Origin of the sequence: Pseudogemmobacter faecipullorum (genome assembly GCF_020539525.1) — a bacterium.
In the GTDB taxonomy this organism is placed as follows: Bacteria; Pseudomonadota; Alphaproteobacteria; order Rhodobacterales; family Rhodobacteraceae; genus Pseudogemmobacter; species Pseudogemmobacter faecipullorum.
Genome location: NZ_JACDXX010000004.1, coordinates 1 through 16,230, shown reverse-complemented (window position 1 = coordinate 16,230; position 16,230 = coordinate 1). Strand labels below are relative to the sequence as shown.

Annotated in this window: 14 protein-coding genes and 1 tRNA gene; all 15 read left to right on the top strand. The window is 59.3% G+C overall.

Annotated elements, in window-relative coordinates:
- Positions 1-35 precede the first annotated feature (35 nt).
- The 15 genes from H0485_RS05300 (at position 36) to H0485_RS05230 (ending at position 16,062) form a co-directional block, all read left to right on the top strand.
- Positions 36-671 (top strand): Maf family protein, encoded by a 636-nt coding sequence (locus H0485_RS05300; RefSeq protein ID WP_226934325.1) that lies wholly within the window; start codon positions 36-38, stop codon positions 669-671.
- Positions 668-1,507: a shikimate dehydrogenase gene (locus H0485_RS05295; RefSeq protein ID WP_226934324.1), complete on the top strand. Its 840-nt coding sequence runs from the start codon at positions 668-670 to the stop codon at positions 1,505-1,507. Before H0485_RS05300 ends, H0485_RS05295 begins: the two co-directional genes overlap by 4 nt.
- Positions 1,504-2,094 carry a dephospho-CoA kinase gene (gene coaE / locus H0485_RS05290; RefSeq protein WP_226934323.1) on the top strand — a complete coding sequence of 197 codons (591 nt, stop codon included), beginning with the start codon at positions 1,504-1,506 and terminating at the stop codon, positions 2,092-2,094. Before H0485_RS05295 ends, coaE begins: the two co-directional genes overlap by 4 nt.
- A 3-nt stretch (positions 2,095-2,097) precedes the next feature.
- Entirely contained in the window at positions 2,098-2,796 is a 699-nt protein-coding gene (gene dnaQ / locus H0485_RS05285) for a DNA polymerase III subunit epsilon (RefSeq protein WP_226934322.1), read from the top strand.
- A gap of 119 nt (positions 2,797-2,915) precedes the next feature.
- On the top strand, positions 2,916-3,740 hold the full coding sequence (locus H0485_RS05280; protein ID WP_226934321.1) for a flagellar motor protein MotB: 825 nt from the start codon (positions 2,916-2,918) through the stop codon (positions 3,738-3,740).
- A gap of 85 nt (positions 3,741-3,825) precedes the next feature.
- Positions 3,826-5,166, top strand: coding sequence for a flagellar hook protein FlgE (locus H0485_RS05275; RefSeq protein WP_226934320.1), 1,341 nt, complete (start codon positions 3,826-3,828; stop codon positions 5,164-5,166).
- Positions 5,167-5,172: 6 nt separating this feature from the next.
- On the top strand, positions 5,173-6,627 hold the full coding sequence (gene flgK, locus H0485_RS05270; protein WP_226934319.1) for a flagellar hook-associated protein FlgK: 1,455 nt from the start codon (positions 5,173-5,175) through the stop codon (positions 6,625-6,627).
- A gap of 62 nt (positions 6,628-6,689) precedes the next feature.
- Positions 6,690-7,628, top strand: a complete 939-nt coding sequence (locus tag H0485_RS05265; protein ID WP_226934318.1) for a flagellin family protein — start codon at positions 6,690-6,692, stop codon at positions 7,626-7,628.
- Positions 7,625-8,734, top strand: coding sequence for a flagellar basal body P-ring protein FlgI (locus H0485_RS05260; RefSeq protein WP_226934317.1), 1,110 nt, complete (start codon positions 7,625-7,627; stop codon positions 8,732-8,734). The genes H0485_RS05265 and H0485_RS05260 overlap by 4 nt, the downstream gene beginning before the upstream one ends.
- A 99-nt stretch (positions 8,735-8,833) precedes the next feature.
- Positions 8,834-9,874: a homocysteine S-methyltransferase family protein gene (locus tag H0485_RS05255; RefSeq protein WP_226934316.1), complete on the top strand. Its 1,041-nt coding sequence runs from the start codon at positions 8,834-8,836 to the stop codon at positions 9,872-9,874.
- Complete coding sequence (metH, locus tag H0485_RS05250; RefSeq protein WP_226934315.1) at positions 9,871-12,585, top strand: methionine synthase; 2,715 nt, start codon at positions 9,871-9,873, stop codon at positions 12,583-12,585. Before H0485_RS05255 ends, metH begins: the two co-directional genes overlap by 4 nt.
- A gap of 81 nt (positions 12,586-12,666) precedes the next feature.
- The gene (gene leuB, locus H0485_RS05245) at positions 12,667-13,773 is read left to right on the top strand and encodes a 3-isopropylmalate dehydrogenase (RefSeq protein ID WP_226934314.1); all 1,107 of its coding nucleotides are present in this window, start codon (positions 12,667-12,669) and stop codon (positions 13,771-13,773) included.
- Positions 13,774-13,788: 15 nt separating this feature from the next.
- Positions 13,789-14,859, top strand: coding sequence for a glycosyltransferase family 87 protein (locus H0485_RS05240; RefSeq protein WP_226934313.1), 1,071 nt, complete (start codon positions 13,789-13,791; stop codon positions 14,857-14,859).
- An 85-nt stretch (positions 14,860-14,944) separates the two neighbouring features.
- A tRNA-Pro gene (locus H0485_RS05235) sits at positions 14,945-15,021 on the top strand.
- 501 nt (positions 15,022-15,522) lie between these two features.
- Positions 15,523-16,062, top strand: a complete 540-nt coding sequence (locus H0485_RS05230) for an ATP-binding protein (protein ID WP_226934312.1) — start codon at positions 15,523-15,525, stop codon at positions 16,060-16,062.
- The last annotated feature ends 168 nt before the right edge of the window (positions 16,063-16,230 follow it).

Sequence of the window (16,230 nt, the reverse complement as noted above, 5' to 3'; positions counted from 1 at the left end):
GGGGCTAGCAGGAACAAACCCGGATTATCCACAGAGTGACCCCAGGCCTGATTACGGAAAAAAATTACCCTGATCCCAGGCCGCTGCTGCTTGCCTCGGCCTCGACCAGCCGTATTGCGATGCTGAAGGCGGCCGGGATCACCTTTGAGGCGCGCCCGGCGCGGATTGATGAAGAATCGATTCGCCTGTCTCTGCAGGCCGAGGGTGCGCCGCCGCGCGACATGGCGGATACTCTGGCCGAAATGAAGGCGCGCAAGCTGGCGGAGAAGCATCCCGAAGCGCTGGTGATCGGCAGTGATCAGATCCTTGCGCTCGGGGATGAGGTGTTTGGAAAACCTGGCGACCTGGGTCAGGCCCGGGCGCAGCTGTTGCGACTGCGCGGAAAAACCCATCGGCTTTATTCCGCAGTGGTGGTTTATGAAGCGGGCCGGCCGGTCTGGCGCCAGGTCGGTGAGGCCCGGCTTACCATGCGTGAATTCACAGAAACCTGGCTGGACGGCTATATTGCACGACACCAGGATGTTCTTTGCGAGAGCGTCGGGGGCTACCGGATCGAGGAAGAGGGCGTGCGCCTGTTTTCAGCGGTTCAGGGTGACCATTTTACCATCCTTGGCCTTCCGCTTGTGCCACTTTTATCCTGGTTGTCTCTCAGAGGCTCGATTCCCGCATGACTGAACTTTCGCAGATCCCTCTGGCCGGTGTGATCGGATATCCGGTCGCGCATAGCCGCAGCCCGGCTTTGCATGGCTATTGGCTCAAACGTTACGATCTGAAGGGCCATTACATTCCCATGGCGGTTGAGCCACAAAATCTGGAACGTGTTTTGCGCACGCTGCCAGATCTGGGTTTTTTTGGTGCGAATATCACTTTGCCACATAAAGAGGCGATCCTGTCGATCGCGGATGTTATCACCGATCGGGCAGCACTGATCGGTGCGGCAAACACGCTGATTTTCCGCAAGGATGGCAAAATCCACGCGGATAACACCGACGGATCGGGATTTATCGCCAATCTGCGGCAAAACGCGCCCTATTGGGATCCTGCCGCCGGACCGGCAGCGGTTCTGGGGGCCGGGGGCGCGGCGCGAGCTGTGGTGGCCGCGCTGATAGAGGTGGGTGTGCCCGAAGTCCGGCTGGTTAACCGCACTAGGCCCAGGGCCGAGAGCATGCGCCAGGACTTTGGCGCGAAGGTCGTGGTCTATGACTGGACCCATGTCGGCGAGATGATCGAGGATTGTGCGACCCTGGTGAATACCACCTCGCTTGGTATGACTGGCAAAGCGGATCTGCCCCTGAACCTGGATCGGCTGAATCAGGCCTGCCTGGTCACTGATATTGTCTATACCCCGCTCAAAACCCAGCTGCTGATCGAGGCCGAAGATCGTGGTAATACGGTGGTCGATGGCCTGGGGATGCTGCTGCATCAGGCTGTCCCCGGGTTTGAGCGCTGGTTCGGACTGCGCCCGGTGGTGGATGATGCCACGCGCCAGGCGGTGCTGGCCGCATGACGGTTTTTCGCCTTGGCCTGACCGGCTCTATCGGCATGGGCAAATCGACCACGGCGGGCTTTTTTGCCGCGGCGGGCATCCCGGTCTGGGATGCCGATGCGGCGGTGCACCGGCTTTATGCCCGAGGCGGCCTGGGGGTCGCAGCTTTGCAGCCGCATTTTCCCGAGGCGATCCGTGACGAAGCTGTTTCACGTGAAGCGCTTAAGGCTGCGCTTGCCGCAGATCCGACACGTTTTGCGCAGCTCGATTCCCTGGTGCATCCGCTTGTTGCCCAGGATCGGGCAGCGTTTATCCGCAATCTGGGCAGTGGTCTGCTGGTCCTCGACATCCCGCTTCTGTTCGAAAAAGGGACCGAAAGTGAATGCGATGCGGTTTTGCTGGTCACCGCACCAGCGGAACTGCAGCGTGCGCGGGTGATGGCCCGCCCCGGAATGACCGAGGAGCAGTTCCGGCTGATCCTGTCGCGGCAGATGGCCGATGCTGATAAGCGCCGCCGTGCCGATCATATCGTCGAGACCCTGTCGCATGACAGCACACGCGCCTATGTTGAGGCATTGATTGCCCATATCCGGGCCAGAAAAGGCTAAAATATGCGCGAAATCGTTCTTGATACCGAAACCACAGGCTTTGATCCCGAGCAGGGTGACCGGATTGTCGAGATCGGTGCGGTTGAGCTGTTCAACCATATGCCGACCGGAAAGACCTATCATCAGTATATTAACCCGGAACGGGCGATGCCGCGGGAGGCTTTCGAGGTTCACGGGCTCGGGGATGATTTCCTGCGCGACAAGCCGGTCTTTGCCGCGATCGGCCGCGATTTTCAGAGCTTTGTCGGAGAGTCAAAACTGGTGATTCATAATGCCAGTTTCGACATGAAATTCCTGAACTTTGAGCTGAAACGCATGGGGCTTGCGACCATGCCGATGAGCCAGGCAATCGATACGCTGATGATGGCGCGCCAGCGCTTCCCAGGTTCGCCGGCTACGCTCGATGCCCTGTGCCGCCGCTTTGGGGTTGATAATTCGCGACGCGAAAAGCACGGCGCTCTGCTCGACAGCGAAATTCTCGCCGAAGTCTATCTGGAACTGATTGGCGGACGGCAGCCTGATCTGGTGCTGGCACCAAAACCTGCCGCCCGTCAGGATGAGGTGCACAGACCCCAGGACGACTGGCGGCCGCGGCCGCGTGCCGAAGCCTTGCCCTCGCGGCTGACCGAGGCTGAAGCGGCGGCGCATCAGGCCTTTATTGGCAAACTGGGGCCCGCAGCGCTCTGGCTCAAACGCCTCTGAGCCTCTGCGGATGCTGATCGGGATTGTGTCATCAATCTGACTTTTCCCGAAAAACCGCGGTTTTAAGCCCCTGTTCACCCTGATTTGCCATTCTTTGCGGATGGCTTCGGGGGGCGGCTGTGGCGACACCAGGAAATTCGACGATCATTGTGAAACGGAAGCGAAAGCTGTCGCCTGCGGCGCAGCATGGCGGGGCCTGGAAAGTTGCCTATGCCGATTTCGTCACCGCGATGATGGCATTTTTCCTGCTGATGTGGCTGATGAATGCGACCACCGAAAAGCAGCGAAAGGGATTGTCTGATTATTTCAACCCTTCGATTCCGATCAACCGTGTCTCGGGTGGCGGTGAGGATACCCTCGATGGTGCCTCGCTCTTCGCCGAAGAGCAGCGGGCGCATAATGGTTATGGTGGCACGGCGCATGAACGCGGTGGAGCCGGTGTCGCCAATGCGGGCGAAGAGGGGGAAAATGGGCAGGCTGAGCTGGTTAAAAAGGTTGAACAGGCTCTGTTTGAGCGTGGTGGTGAAAGTCGTACCATGCAGCAGATGCTGCGCCATGTTGTGACGCGGGTCACCGATGAGGGGCTGGTGATCGAGCTGTTTGATCTGCCGGATGCGACTTTGTTTCAGGAAGACACAGCACATCCGCAGCCGGTGACGATTGCTCTTGCGCAGATGCTGGCCGAGGTGCTGGGGATCGTCAGCAATCAGGTTGCGGTGAATGGCCATCTGCGCCGCTATCCATTGCCTATGGCCCTGCCGCCCGGCTGGGATCTCTCTTCTGCCCGGGCCGGGATGATGCGCGGCCTGCTGCAAAGCGCCGGGCTTGCGGAATTGCGCTTCCAGCGCGTCACAGGTTTCGCAGATCGCCGCCCGGTGGCGCTGGATCCGACAGTGCAGCGCAATAACCGGATCGAGATTGTTTTGCTGCGCCACGATCGATGAAATCGCTAAAATCCGAGCTGTTAGGGGAACGTTAGCTTCCTTCTGCAAAATTTGAGGAAAGTCATGCAGCAGAAAGGTGCTCCTGATGACCATTTCCTCCGCACTCAATGCCGGGGTTGCCGGGCTTAGTGCAAATGCCACCCGTCTGGCGACGATTTCTGATAATATCGCGAATTCAGGGACATATGGCTATAAGCGCGCCAATGCAGAATTTTCGAGTATGGTTATCACCAATGCGCGCGGGGCTGGCACCTATTCGGCCGGGGGGGTGCGCGCCTCTACCCTGCGCCTGATTGAGGAGCGTGGCGCCCTGGTTGGTACCTCCCATCCGCTGGACCTTGCGGTTTCCGGCCGTGGTATGCTGCCGGTCATGCCTGAGGTCAGTCTTCGTACCGGCAGCAGCGGCAGTGATGGCGCTTTGCTGATGACAACAACCGGATCCTTCCGCACCGATGCCAATGGCGTGCTGAAGACGGAATCTGGTCTGGTCCTGCTGGGCTGGCCTGCCACATCCGATGGCACAATTCCGGTATTCCCCCGCGATACCATCACCGGCCTGGTGCCGGTGGTCATCAATTCAAACCAGACAGCCGGGGATCCGACCACCCAGATGACGCTTGGCGTGAACCTGCCGGCCACGGCGACCGAACCTGGGGCCTCAGGGGAAATGCTGCCCTTTGCGGTCGAATATTTCGGTAATCTCGGTACTTTCGAATCCCTTGATTTCAGCTTTACTCCCATGGTTCCGGCAGTCGGCGCGCCGAATTCCAACAGCTGGACCATGGTGATCCGGGATTCGGCCAGCAATAATGCGGTGATAGGCGAGTATAGTCTTACCTTCGACGATTCCCGCAGTTCCGGCGGCACTCTTGCGAATGTCACCGCGACTATTGTGCCGCCGCCAGGGGCGCCCTGGCCTCCCTATGATCCTGCTACCGGTACTCTGCCGCTGACCGTGGCAGGCGGGCCAATGAATGTCTCAATCGGCAGGCTGGGGGATCCGAACGGTCTGACGCAATTGTCCGATGAATTTGCTCCGGTGCAGATCACCAAAGACGGCTCGCCGGTGGGCAATCTCACGACCGTCGAAGTCAATCCCAATGGCTATATTATTGCAACCTACGATACCGGTTTTACCCGTGTTCTCTACCAGATCCCGCTGGTCGATGTGCCCAACCCGAATGGTCTGCTCTCGCTGCACAATCAGACCTATCAGGTCTCACCGCAATCGGGATCGTTTTTTCTCTGGGATGCGGGTGACGGGCCAACCGGCTCTGTCGAAGGCTATGCGAGAGAGGGGTCAACCACCGATGTTGCAGCCGAGTTGACTTCACTGATCCAGACTCAGCGGGCCTATTCCTCAAATGCCAAGGTCATCCAGACCGTTGATGAAATGCTTCAGGAAACCACCAATATCAAACGGTAATCCCCGATGAGCATCGCCGCCGCCCTGAGCAATGCCCTTTCCGGACTGAATGCCAGCGCCCGTCAGGCCGAGGTGCTGGCATCGAATGTCGCCAATGCGACGACGCCGGGCTATGCAAAGCGCAGTGTACAGCTCAGCTCTGCCAGCCTCGGTGGCCAGGGTCAGGGGGTTCGTGTCACCGGTATTCTGCGCCACAGTGATCTGTTTTTGCTCAATGACCGCCGCGCTGCAGGCGCTGCCCTGGCGGAAAGCTCGGTGCGGGCATCCTTTCTGACACGGGCCGAGAAAATCATCGGCACGACCGAGACCCCGGGAGCATTGGTCAGGCTGGTTCAGCAGCTCGATACCGCTTTGCTTGAGGCGGCCAGCCAGCCGCAATCCGCGGCAAGGCTCAGCTCAGCAGTCCTGGCCGCGAAGGATCTCGCCTCTGGCCTCAATATAGCCAGCGCCGCGCTGCAGCAGGAACGCAGCCGGGCCGACAGTCAGATTGGCAGCCTGGTGCAGCGTCTGAATGAGGGGCTGAAACAGGTCGAGGCGTTGAATAGCCATATCGCCTCATATGCAGCAGCAGGCCAGGATGTCTCTGCCCTGCTTGATCAGCGACAGGCAATTACCGACGAAATCTCTCAGATCATTCCGATCGGTGAGATTCCCAGGGAAGGAATGCGCATCGCCCTGGTTGCTCCGGGCGGCCGGATGCTGCTTGACGGCCGGGCGGCCGAGTTTGAGTTTTCGCCAGTGCATCTTGTGGTGGCCGATATGTCCCTGGAAAGCGGCTCCCTTTCCGGGCTGCGGCTGAATGGCCGGGAAATCAATATGTCCACAGCGGCTGGGCCGGTCCGCGGTGGTGAGCTTGCTGGTCTATTCGCCATTCGCGATGAAATGGCGGTAAAGGGGCAGCAGCTCCTGGATGCATTCGCGCGCGACATGATTGAGCGTTTCAGTGCCCCGGGGCTCGATGCCACGCTGCCCGCCGGCCATTCCGGCCTCTTTACCGATGTCAGCGCGGTCTTTGATCCGCAGCAGGAACCTGGTCTGTCCGCGCGGATCCGGATCAATGCCGCCCTTGATGATGCGGCCGGTGGCTCGGCGTTTCGCCTGCGTGACGGACTGGGGGCATTATCTCCCGGCCAGGCCGGGGACAGCGCTTTACTTTCAGACCTGGCGCAGGTTCTCGGTGTAACTCGCAATTCCTCATCTCCCTCTCTCCCCGGCAGTTTCAGCCTGCCGGTTCTGGCAGCAACTGTGTTGTCAGAAATCGGCTCACAACGTCTCTCAGCTGAGCGCGAGCAAAGCTACGAATCTGCCCGTTTCATTGCGCTCACCGATCTCGAAGCTGCGGGCGGTGTGGATACAGATGACGAAATGGCCAGGCTGCTCACGATAGAAAAGGCCTATGCCGCGAATGCCCGTGTGCTGCAGGTCGTCGATGATCTGCTTAAAACTTTGCTGGGATTATAAAGATGGACCGGCTCAGTCCCCTTTCATTCCCTGGGCCCTCAGTGCTGCGCCAGGCCGCCGGGATGCGGCAGCAATTGCAGACGGCGTTGCAGGAGCTGACCTCGGGCAGCCATGCTGATGCAACGCGTGTCGTCGGGGGGGACTATAGCCTGCTCGCCGCCACCGATCATGCTCTCGCGCGCCTGTCAGGGTTCAATGCGGCAAGCGAAGCCCTGTCGCTGACGGCGACGGCAATGCAAAAAGCGTTAAAAGTTATGCATGACGCGGCGCAAAACCTGGCAACCACGGTTCTGCAGGCTTCAGCTGGTCTGAATGCCGGTCAGCTGAGCACATTGGCCCGGGCTGGCGCTCAGGATTTTCAGACCACTGTCACTATGCTCAATGGCCAGATGGCAGGCCAGTCGCTGTTCGGCGGTGTTCAGGCGGCATCTCTCCCCCTCCCCGATGCGGCAACTTTGCTGCTTGCGGCAGAGACGGCGGTTTCGGGTGCCACGACCGCGGAACAGCTCTCTGATCAGCTGAACAGCTGGCTTGCAGATCCCGGCGGCTATGCATCTCTCTATCTTGGCGGCGATCCACGCCCGCCCATCGCCATTGCCGAAGGCGAGACAGCGGCCTTGCCGGTAACTGCGCTTGATCCTGGCTTCAGGGGCACCCTGTCGGGCCTGATGAAGATGGCCCTGCTCGACCGCGGCCTTTTTGCCGGTGATCATGCGATGCGTGCCAGTGTTGGCCTCTCGGCTGCCGGTGATCTGGTAGATTCTGCCGGGGAAAGGTTGCAGATTGCGGCAGGCATAGGCATGATCGAACAACAGTTGTCGCGCGCACAGGCCCGCAACAGCGCTGAAAAATCGGCTCATGAGATCCGCCGCAACGGGATCCTGGCCGCCGATCCCTATGAGACGGCCGTCCGGCTGAAAGATCTCGAAAGCCGGCTCAACGCTTTCTATACTCTGACATCGCGGCTCTCCCGCCTTACGCTGACGGATTATCTGCGATGAGGTTCCGGGCCGGTTTCGCATTGGTATTCAGCTTCTTTCTCGCGCCTGGCGGCATGGCCTTTGCTGAGCCGGTCCGGATCAAAGACCTGGTCGAAATTGATGGCGTTCGGGGCAATGACCTGGTGGGTTACGGCCTGGTTGTCGGCCTGAATGGTACCGGAGATGGTATCCGTAACGCGCCCTTCACCGAAGAAATTATGGCAAATCTGCTAGAGCGGCTCGGGGTGAATGTGGTCGGCGAGCAATATCGGCCGAAAAATGTCGCCGCTGTTTTCGTGACCGCAGCCCTGCCGCCTTTTTCCAGGGCCGGTGCGCGGATCGATGTTACGGTATCGGCGATTGGCGATGCTAAAAGCCTGCTGGGCGGCACCTTAATCATGACCCCGCTGAATGGCGCCGACGGTCAGATCTATGCTGTTGCCCAGGGAACGATTATCGCCGGAGGCGTACAGGCCGAGGGGGAGGCCGCCCGCGTCGTGCAGGGGGTTCCGACCGCGGGGACGATTCCTTCCGGCGCAAGGGTTGAGCGTGAGGTTCCCTTTGATTTCACTCAGGTCACGATCATCCGGCTGGCGCTGAAAACGGCGGATTTCACCACCGCCTCCCGGATTGAACAGGCGATCAACAAAATGACTGGCCGCCGCGCGGCCACGATGCTGGATGCAGGCACGGTTGCGCTGGATCTTGACCGGCTTAATGCCAGCTCGCCCGCCCATGCCCTGGCACAGATTGAGACTTTGCGTATCGATCCGGCGACCCGGGCCCGGGTGGTGGTTGATCAGCGGTCGGGCACAATCGTGATCGGTGAAGATGTACGCATCAGCCGGGTCGCGGTGGCGCAGGGCAGCCTGACCCTGCGGGTGGAGGAGCTGCCGCTGGTGGTGCAGCCAGATCCTTTCTCTGCCGGTGAGACCATTATCGTTCCAAGAAGCACGGCTGAGATTGAGACATCTGGCACCAGGCTGGCCGAGGTCTCAGGGGGCACCAGCCTGTCAGAAGTGATCGGCGGGCTGAATGCGCTCGGGGTGCGTCCGCATGACATGATCGATATTCTGAAAAGTATCCACGCTGCCGGGGCGCTGCATGCAGAATTTGTAATCCAGTAGGATTATCAAATTTATTCATAATCTCTGTGATGTTTATGAATTTCCCTTCAGCTGGCGCCTGCACTAGGGGAAAGGCAGGTTTCTGCCAGTGGTACTGTGATGCAAAACTATATTCTGCCGCCCTCTCCGGTCTTTGCCGCGCTGGCAAAGGCTGCGCGTGAGCGTATTCTCATCCTTGATGGCGCGATGGGGACGCAGATCCAGAGCCTGGAACTGGCTGAAGAGGATTTTAACGGGCGCGGCCCGGGCTGCTCCTGCCGTCATCACAGTGAGCGGCCGCAAAAGGGCAATAATGATCTTTTAATCCTGACTCAGCCCCAGGCGATTGAGGATATTCATTTCAACTATGCGATGGCCGGCGCTGATATCGTTGAAACCAATACATTTTCGGCAACAACGATCGCACAGGCTGATTACGCGCTTGAGGCGGCGGTTCATGATCTGAACTTTGAGGGGGCGCGGATCGTGCGGCGGGCCCTTGACCGTGCCACCAGTATCGACGGGCGGCCGCGTTTTGTTGCCGGGGCGGTCGGCCCCACCAATCGCACCGCTTCGATGAGCCCGGATGTCAATGATCCGGGCTACCGGGCCGTCAGTTTTGAGGATCTTCGCCTCGCCTATCTGCAGCAGATAGGTGCCCTCATCCAGGGCGGCGCGGATATCATCCTGATCGAAACCATCTTTGACACGCTGAATGCAAAAGCGGCTATCTTCGCCTGTGAAGAGGCCTTTCGCGCGCTTGGACTGCGGCTGCCGGTGATGATTTCCGGCACGATTACCGATGCTTCCGGCCGCACGCTTTCCGGTCAGACGCCCACCGCCTTCTGGCATTCGGTGCGCCATGCCCGGCCGGTTTCGGTTGGTCTGAACTGCGCGCTTGGCGCGGCGGCGATGCGCCCGCATATCGCCGAGCTTGCCGCCGTCGCAGATACGCTGATCTGCGCCTATCCAAATGCCGGTCTGCCCAATGCTTTCGGCCAGTATGACGAAAGCCCGGAGGAGACCGCTTCCCAGGTCGCCGATTTTGCCCGCGCCGGGCTGGTCAATATTCTCGGCGGCTGCTGCGGCACGACCCCTGAGCACATCCGGGCCATTGCCAGCGCCGTGGCTGGTGTTTCGCCCCGTGAGGTCCGCAAATGAGCCGCTATCTTCGCCTTTCAGGTCTTGAGCCCTTTATTCTGACCCCCGACATTCCTTTCGTGAACGTCGGAGAGCGGACGAATGTCACCGGCTCGGCGAAATTCCGTAAACTGATCACCAATCGTGACTATGCTGCTGCCCTGGCCGTCGCGCGTGATCAGGTCGAGAATGGCGCCCAGATCATCGATATCAATATGGATGAGGGGCTGATCGATTCCAAAGCGGCGATGGTGGAATTCCTGAACCTTGTCGCTTCTGAGCCGGATATTGCCCGGGTTCCGGTGATGATCGACAGCTCAAAATGGGAGGTGATTGAGGCGGGTCTGCGCTGCGTTCAGGGTAAGCCGATCGTGAATTCGATCAGCCTGAAAGAGGGGGAAGAGCAGTTCCGCCATCACGCCGGCCTTTGCCTCGCCTATGGCGCAGCCGTGGTGGTAATGGCCTTTGACGAGCAGGGCCAGGCGGATAGTTTCGCGCGCAAGACCGAGATCTGCGCCCGGGCCTACCGTATTCTGACAGAGGAAATCGGCTTCCCGCCCGAAGATATTATCTTTGATCCCAATGTCTTCGCTGTCGCGACGGGGATTGAGGAGCATAATAATTACGGCGTCGATTTCATCGAGGCGACGCGCTGGATCCGGCAAAACCTGCCGCATGCCCATGTTTCGGGTGGTGTCTCTAACCTGTCATTCAGCTTCCGCGGCAATGAGCCGGTGCGCGAAGCCATGCATGCTGTCTTCCTCTATCACGCCATCGCGGTCGGTATGGATATGGGCATCGTGAACGCCGGGCAGCTGGCGGTTTATGATCAGATCGATGCGGAGCTGCGCGAGGCCTGCGAGGATGTCGTTCTCAACCGACGCAGCGATGCGACCGAGCGCTTGCTTGACCTGGCTGACAGATACCGCAGTGGCCCGAAAGAGGAAAAGCTGCGCGATCTGAAATGGCGTGACTGGTCCATCGAAAAACGTCTCGAACATGCCCTGGTGAACGGGATTACCGAGTTTATTGAGGCCGATACCGAGGAGGCGCGCCTGGCCGCTGAGCGGCCCCTTCATGTGATTGAGGGCCCGCTGATGGCGGGAATGAATGTGGTCGGCGATCTGTTCGGTGCCGGCAAAATGTTCCTGCCCCAGGTGGTGAAATCGGCGCGGGTGATGAAACAGGCTGTCGCGGTTCTCTTGCCCTGGATGGAGGCTGAAAAGGCTGCCAGTGGCGGTGAGGCGCGGCAATCGGCCGGGCGGGTTCTGATGGCGACGGTGAAGGGCGATGTGCATGACATTGGCAAGAACATCGTCGGCGTGGTTCTGGCCTGCAATAATTATGAGATTATTGATCTGGGCGTGATGGTGCCACCGCAGAAGATCCTTGAGGTCGCGCGGCAGGAAAAGGTTGATATCATCGGGCTTTCTGGCCTGATCACCCCCTCGCTGGATGAAATGGCGCATCTTGCTGCCGAGATGGAGCGGGAGGGTTTTGACATCCCGCTGCTGATTGGCGGGGCGACGACATCGAAAGTGCATACGGCGGTTAAAATTGCGCCGCGCTACAGCAAGGGCCAGGCGGTCTATGTGCTTGATGCCAGCCGCGCGGTTGGCGTGGTCAGTCAGCTGCTCAGTCCCGAGCGCAAGGGCGAATATATCGCCTCTGTCCAGGCTGAATATATCGAGGTGGCGGAACGCCATGAACGCTCAGAGCTGGCGAAAAAGCGGCTGCCGCTGGCGGCGGCGCGGGCCAATGCGCTGAAAATTGACTGGTCCGCCTATCAGGTGCCTGCCCCGGAATTCACCGGCCATCGGGTGATTGACGACTGGGATCTGGCCGAAATTGCCAGATTTATCGACTGGACCCCCTTCTTCCAGACCTGGGAGCTGAAGGGGGTCTATCCGCGCATCCTTGAGGATGAAAAGCAGGGCGCGGCTGCCCGCCAGCTGTTTGCCGATGCCAAAGCTATGCTGGCGCAGATTATCGGCGAGAAATGGTTCCGGCCGCGGGCGGTGCTCGGCTTCTGGCCCGCCAATGCGGTCGGGGATGATATTCGTCTCTATACCGGCGAAAACCGGGCTGAAACCCTGGCGGTGATGCATACATTGCGCCAGCAAACCACCAAGCGCGAGGGCCGTCCGAATGTCGCCCTCTCTGATTTCGTTGCCCCTGAAGGACAGTCTGATTACCTCGGTGGTTTTGTGGTTACCGCAGGCCCTGAAGAGATTGAGATTGCCGCCAGGTTTGAGCGGGCAAATGATGATTATGCCTCGATCATGGTAAAGGCGCTGGCGGATCGCTTTGCCGAAGCCATGGCTGAGATGCTGCATATGCGGGTGCGCCGTGAGTTCTGGGGCTATGCGAAGGAGGAGAGCTTCACCCCGCAGGAGCTGATCGGCGAACCCTATGCCGGTATCCGCCCTGCCCCGGGCTATCCGGCCCAGCCCGATCACACCGAAAAGGTGACGCTGTTTAAACTGCTGGATGCCGGGAACACCGCCGGGGTCGAGCTGACCGAGAGCATGGCAATGTGGCCCGGCTCTTCGGTTTCGGGCCTCTATATCGGACACCCGGACAGCTATTATTTTGGTGTTGCCCGGGTCGAGCGCGATCAGGTTGAGGATTATGCCGCCCGCAAAGGCATGGCCGCTGAAGAGGCTGAACGCTGGCTGGCGCCGATTCTGAACTACAATCCTGCCTCCGCCGTTCTGAAAGCTGCGGAATAGCCGGAATTCCCGCAATAATCTTGACCCGTTCAGCGGGGCGGGCTAGTCCCGCCTCGACCCTTTTCGATACGGAGCGCCCAGATGGCCAACCCTTCCCTGCTGATCCTCGCCGGCGACGGCATTGGTCCCGAAGTTATGGCCGAGGTGAAGAAAATCATCACCTGGATGGGCGACAAGCGCGGCCTGCCCTTTGATGTCACCGAAGATCTGGTCGGTGGCGCAGCCTATGATGCGCATGGCACGCCGCTGACCGATGCCACCCTGGCAAAGGCCCAGGAGGTTGACGCGGTTCTGCTCGGCGCGGTTGGCGGCCCGAAATACGACGTGCTGGATTTCTCGGTAAAGCCTGAGCGCGGCCTGTTGCGCCTGCGCAAAGAGATGGACCTGTTCTCGAACCTGCGCCCGGCGCAGTGCTTCGACGCGCTGGCCGATTTCTCGTCGCTGAAGCGCGATGTGGTGGCGGGTCTCGACATCATGATCGTGCGCGAACTGACTTCGGGCGTCTATTTCGGCGAGCCACGCGGCATTTTCAAAGAAGGCAATGAGCGCGTGGGCATCAACACCCAGCGTTACACCGAAAGCGAGATTGCCCGTGTGGCCCGTTCGGCCTTTGAGCTGGCCCGTCGCCGCAACAATAAGGTCTGCTCGATGGAGAAGGCCAATGTGATGGAATCGGGCATTCTGTGGCGCGATGTCGTCACCGAAGTGCATCAGAAAGACTATCAGGATGTAGAGCTGTCGCATATGTATGCCGATGCGGGCGCGATGCAGCTCTGCCGCTGGCCGAAGCAGTTTGACGTGATCGTCACCGACAACCTGTTCGGCGATCTGCTCTCGGATGCGGCTGCGATGCTGACCGGTTCGCTGGGCATGCTGCCCTCGGCTTCGCTGGGTGCGCCGATGGCCAATGGCCGTCCGAAAGCCATGTATGAGCCGGTGCATGGCTCGGCTCCGGATATTGCGGGCCAGGGCAAAGCGAATCCGATCGCCTGCATCCTCTCCTTCGCTATGGCGCTGCGCTATTCCTTCGATCTCGGCGACGAGGCGACCCGGGTTGAGAGCGCGGTTGAGAAAGTACTGGCTGACGGCGTTCGCACCGCCGATCTGCTGGGCCCTGAAGGCGGCAGCCCGATCAGCACCTCGGCGATGGGCGATGCCATTCTCGCGGCCCTCGACGCCAGCCTGTGATCCAGGTCGGCCTCTATGGACTGGGAGTGGCTGATTAACAAGGATTTCGCGAATTACTGGATTGCCGCCAGGCTTGTGCTTGACGGATCTGTCCAGGATCTCTTTGCCGATCATGCCACTTACTTTCGTCACATGCAGGCTGCTTTTGGCCAGGATTACCCCTGGCATAACTGGAGCTACCCACCGCATTATCTCCTGCTGATCTGGCCTCTGGGCCTGATCAGCTATCTTCCTGCTATGGGGCTTTTTCTCGCCTCAACCCTTTGCCTCTATCTTCTGGCGCTGCATGCTTTCTTGCGCGCCTGCGCCCCGGCTGCCTCTGTGTCCCGGCTTGCGGCAATCGCGGTTTTGCCATTTCTGCTGAGCAATCTGGAACATGCGCAGAATGGCTATCTGACCGGTTCCCTGTTTCTCGCGGGCCTCGCATTCCGGCGGGAACATCCCTGGGGGGCAGGCTTGTGCTTTGCGCTGCTGACGATAAAGCCTCAGCTTGGCCTGATCCTGCCCTTCCTGCTGCTGGCCGAGCGAAATTACCGCTGTATTCTGTCGACACTGCTCTGGACTACAGCGCTGATCGCGCTTTCGGCTCTGATTTTTGGCCCGGCAACCTGGCAGGGCTATCTGACTGAGACACTGAGCTATCAGTCGACCGTTATGACCCAGGGCACTGGCTATTTCCTTGGCATGATGCCTTCGGTCTTCGGCAGTCTGCGCGGGCTGGGAACTGGCAGCAGCACCGCTTTGACGGTACATCTTCTGCTGGCAGTGCCAGTTTTTGCCGCCACTCTCTTTGCCCTCTGGCGCGGCTCTGATCCGGGGCAGCGCGCCATCCTGACGCTTACGGCTACTTTTCTTGTGACCCCCTACTGGCTGGTTTATGATTTCGGACCAGTGGCGGGTGGCCTTGCGCTTTTCATTCTGAGCCGCCCGGCCGGAGAATCTTCTGTGACAGCGGTTGCCTGTCTTATACCGCTTATGTCTGTGCCTCTGATCGCTGCTGGCTTGCCTCTTGCGCCTTTAATGCTGCTGCTGCCCTGGCTCTATCTGGTGCGTAGGATGCTCACCACAGCGGATATTGCAGACTGAATGGGGATTTACATTATCCGGAACGATTTTCTTGCCTTCCCCTCTTGCCAAAACAATGCGCTGGCTTTATCCCGCCCCTCACGGTCGGAGTGTAGCGCAGCCTGGTAGCGCACCTGCTTCGGGAGCAGGGGGTCGGAGGTTCGAATCCTCTCACTCCGACCATTTTATCTCTTGAAAAAACGCAGATAGTTCTGCCTTTTCAGTCAGAATTCCCTAACGAAATAAAGCGCCCTTGGGCGCTTTTTTCGTTATTGGCTATATGCTTAGCGCCTCAAACTTAACTCCCTCGCAATTGCCTCTGCGGTACAGGCTAGATGACGGCTATGGGCGGAAAGCGGACTTGCGGGAGTGCGGCAGGGCAACCGCAGCAACCTTGTCCAAGCAGCCGCTTATGTGGGCCGCGGCGAGGTGGACTTGGGAACGACCGACAGGGTGGAAAGCTGCCGTTCGCGGCACTCGCAAGCTATCGAGCCGCCTCGAACGTTAGTTAACATTAGCGTCGCACATACATCCGCGCGCAAAGGCTTCTTGCGCCTTTGACATTTTCAACAGCCAACTAAGGAATAGGTTTCTGTCATTGACCCAGCGCTTGTAGTCTTTTGATTTTGATAAGTATGTTTTGCGAGAGAGGGTAATACGGTGCTGTCGGACAGAACGAATATTGTGAAGAGCGACGACACTGTCCCTAAACGAATTCTGGGATGGTCGGAGAACCGCCCGCTATGGCAACGCGATGCGCTGCGCCGCATTGTCCTGAACGGCTATCCGGACGAAGAGGCGTTCGAGGAATTATTGGCGCTTTGCAAGAAAGAGCATGGCGATCAGACGGTGACGCTGGCAGCCAAGCCACTCTCGAAGGACCATTTGCCAGCTGATCCTGGTGCCGGCGAGTCGATTTCCCTGTCCGGCATCGCAAATGTTTCTGGTGTCAACCAGCTCGCAACCGGCCAGACCCTGAACTTCGAAGAGTCCGGACTGACCATAGTTTACGGGCAGAATGGCACCGGAAAATCTGGCTATACGCGAATTCTAAAGAAGGCCTGTCGCTCACGACATGCCTGCGAGATCATGACCGGTTTCCACAAGAGATCGTCGCGCTGGCTGGTAATCGGGTGCGGGTCGAGGTCGTGCGCTCGGGGGGAGATTTGGTTCACCGCAATACGAGGTGAAGCTCTATGCCAACCCCAACGCCAAGGTCCATGATGTGCTCAGCGAGGGCGAGCAGACGTGCGTCGCGTTGGCTTTGAATAGCCCCATGTTTCGTGGACGCCTTCTTTGCTAATTTTGAGGCAAGGAGGCCATGATGGGCACAGGGACTTTCTGCGACGACTTCAAGCGCGATGCGGTCGCTCAGATCACGGAGCGGGGCTA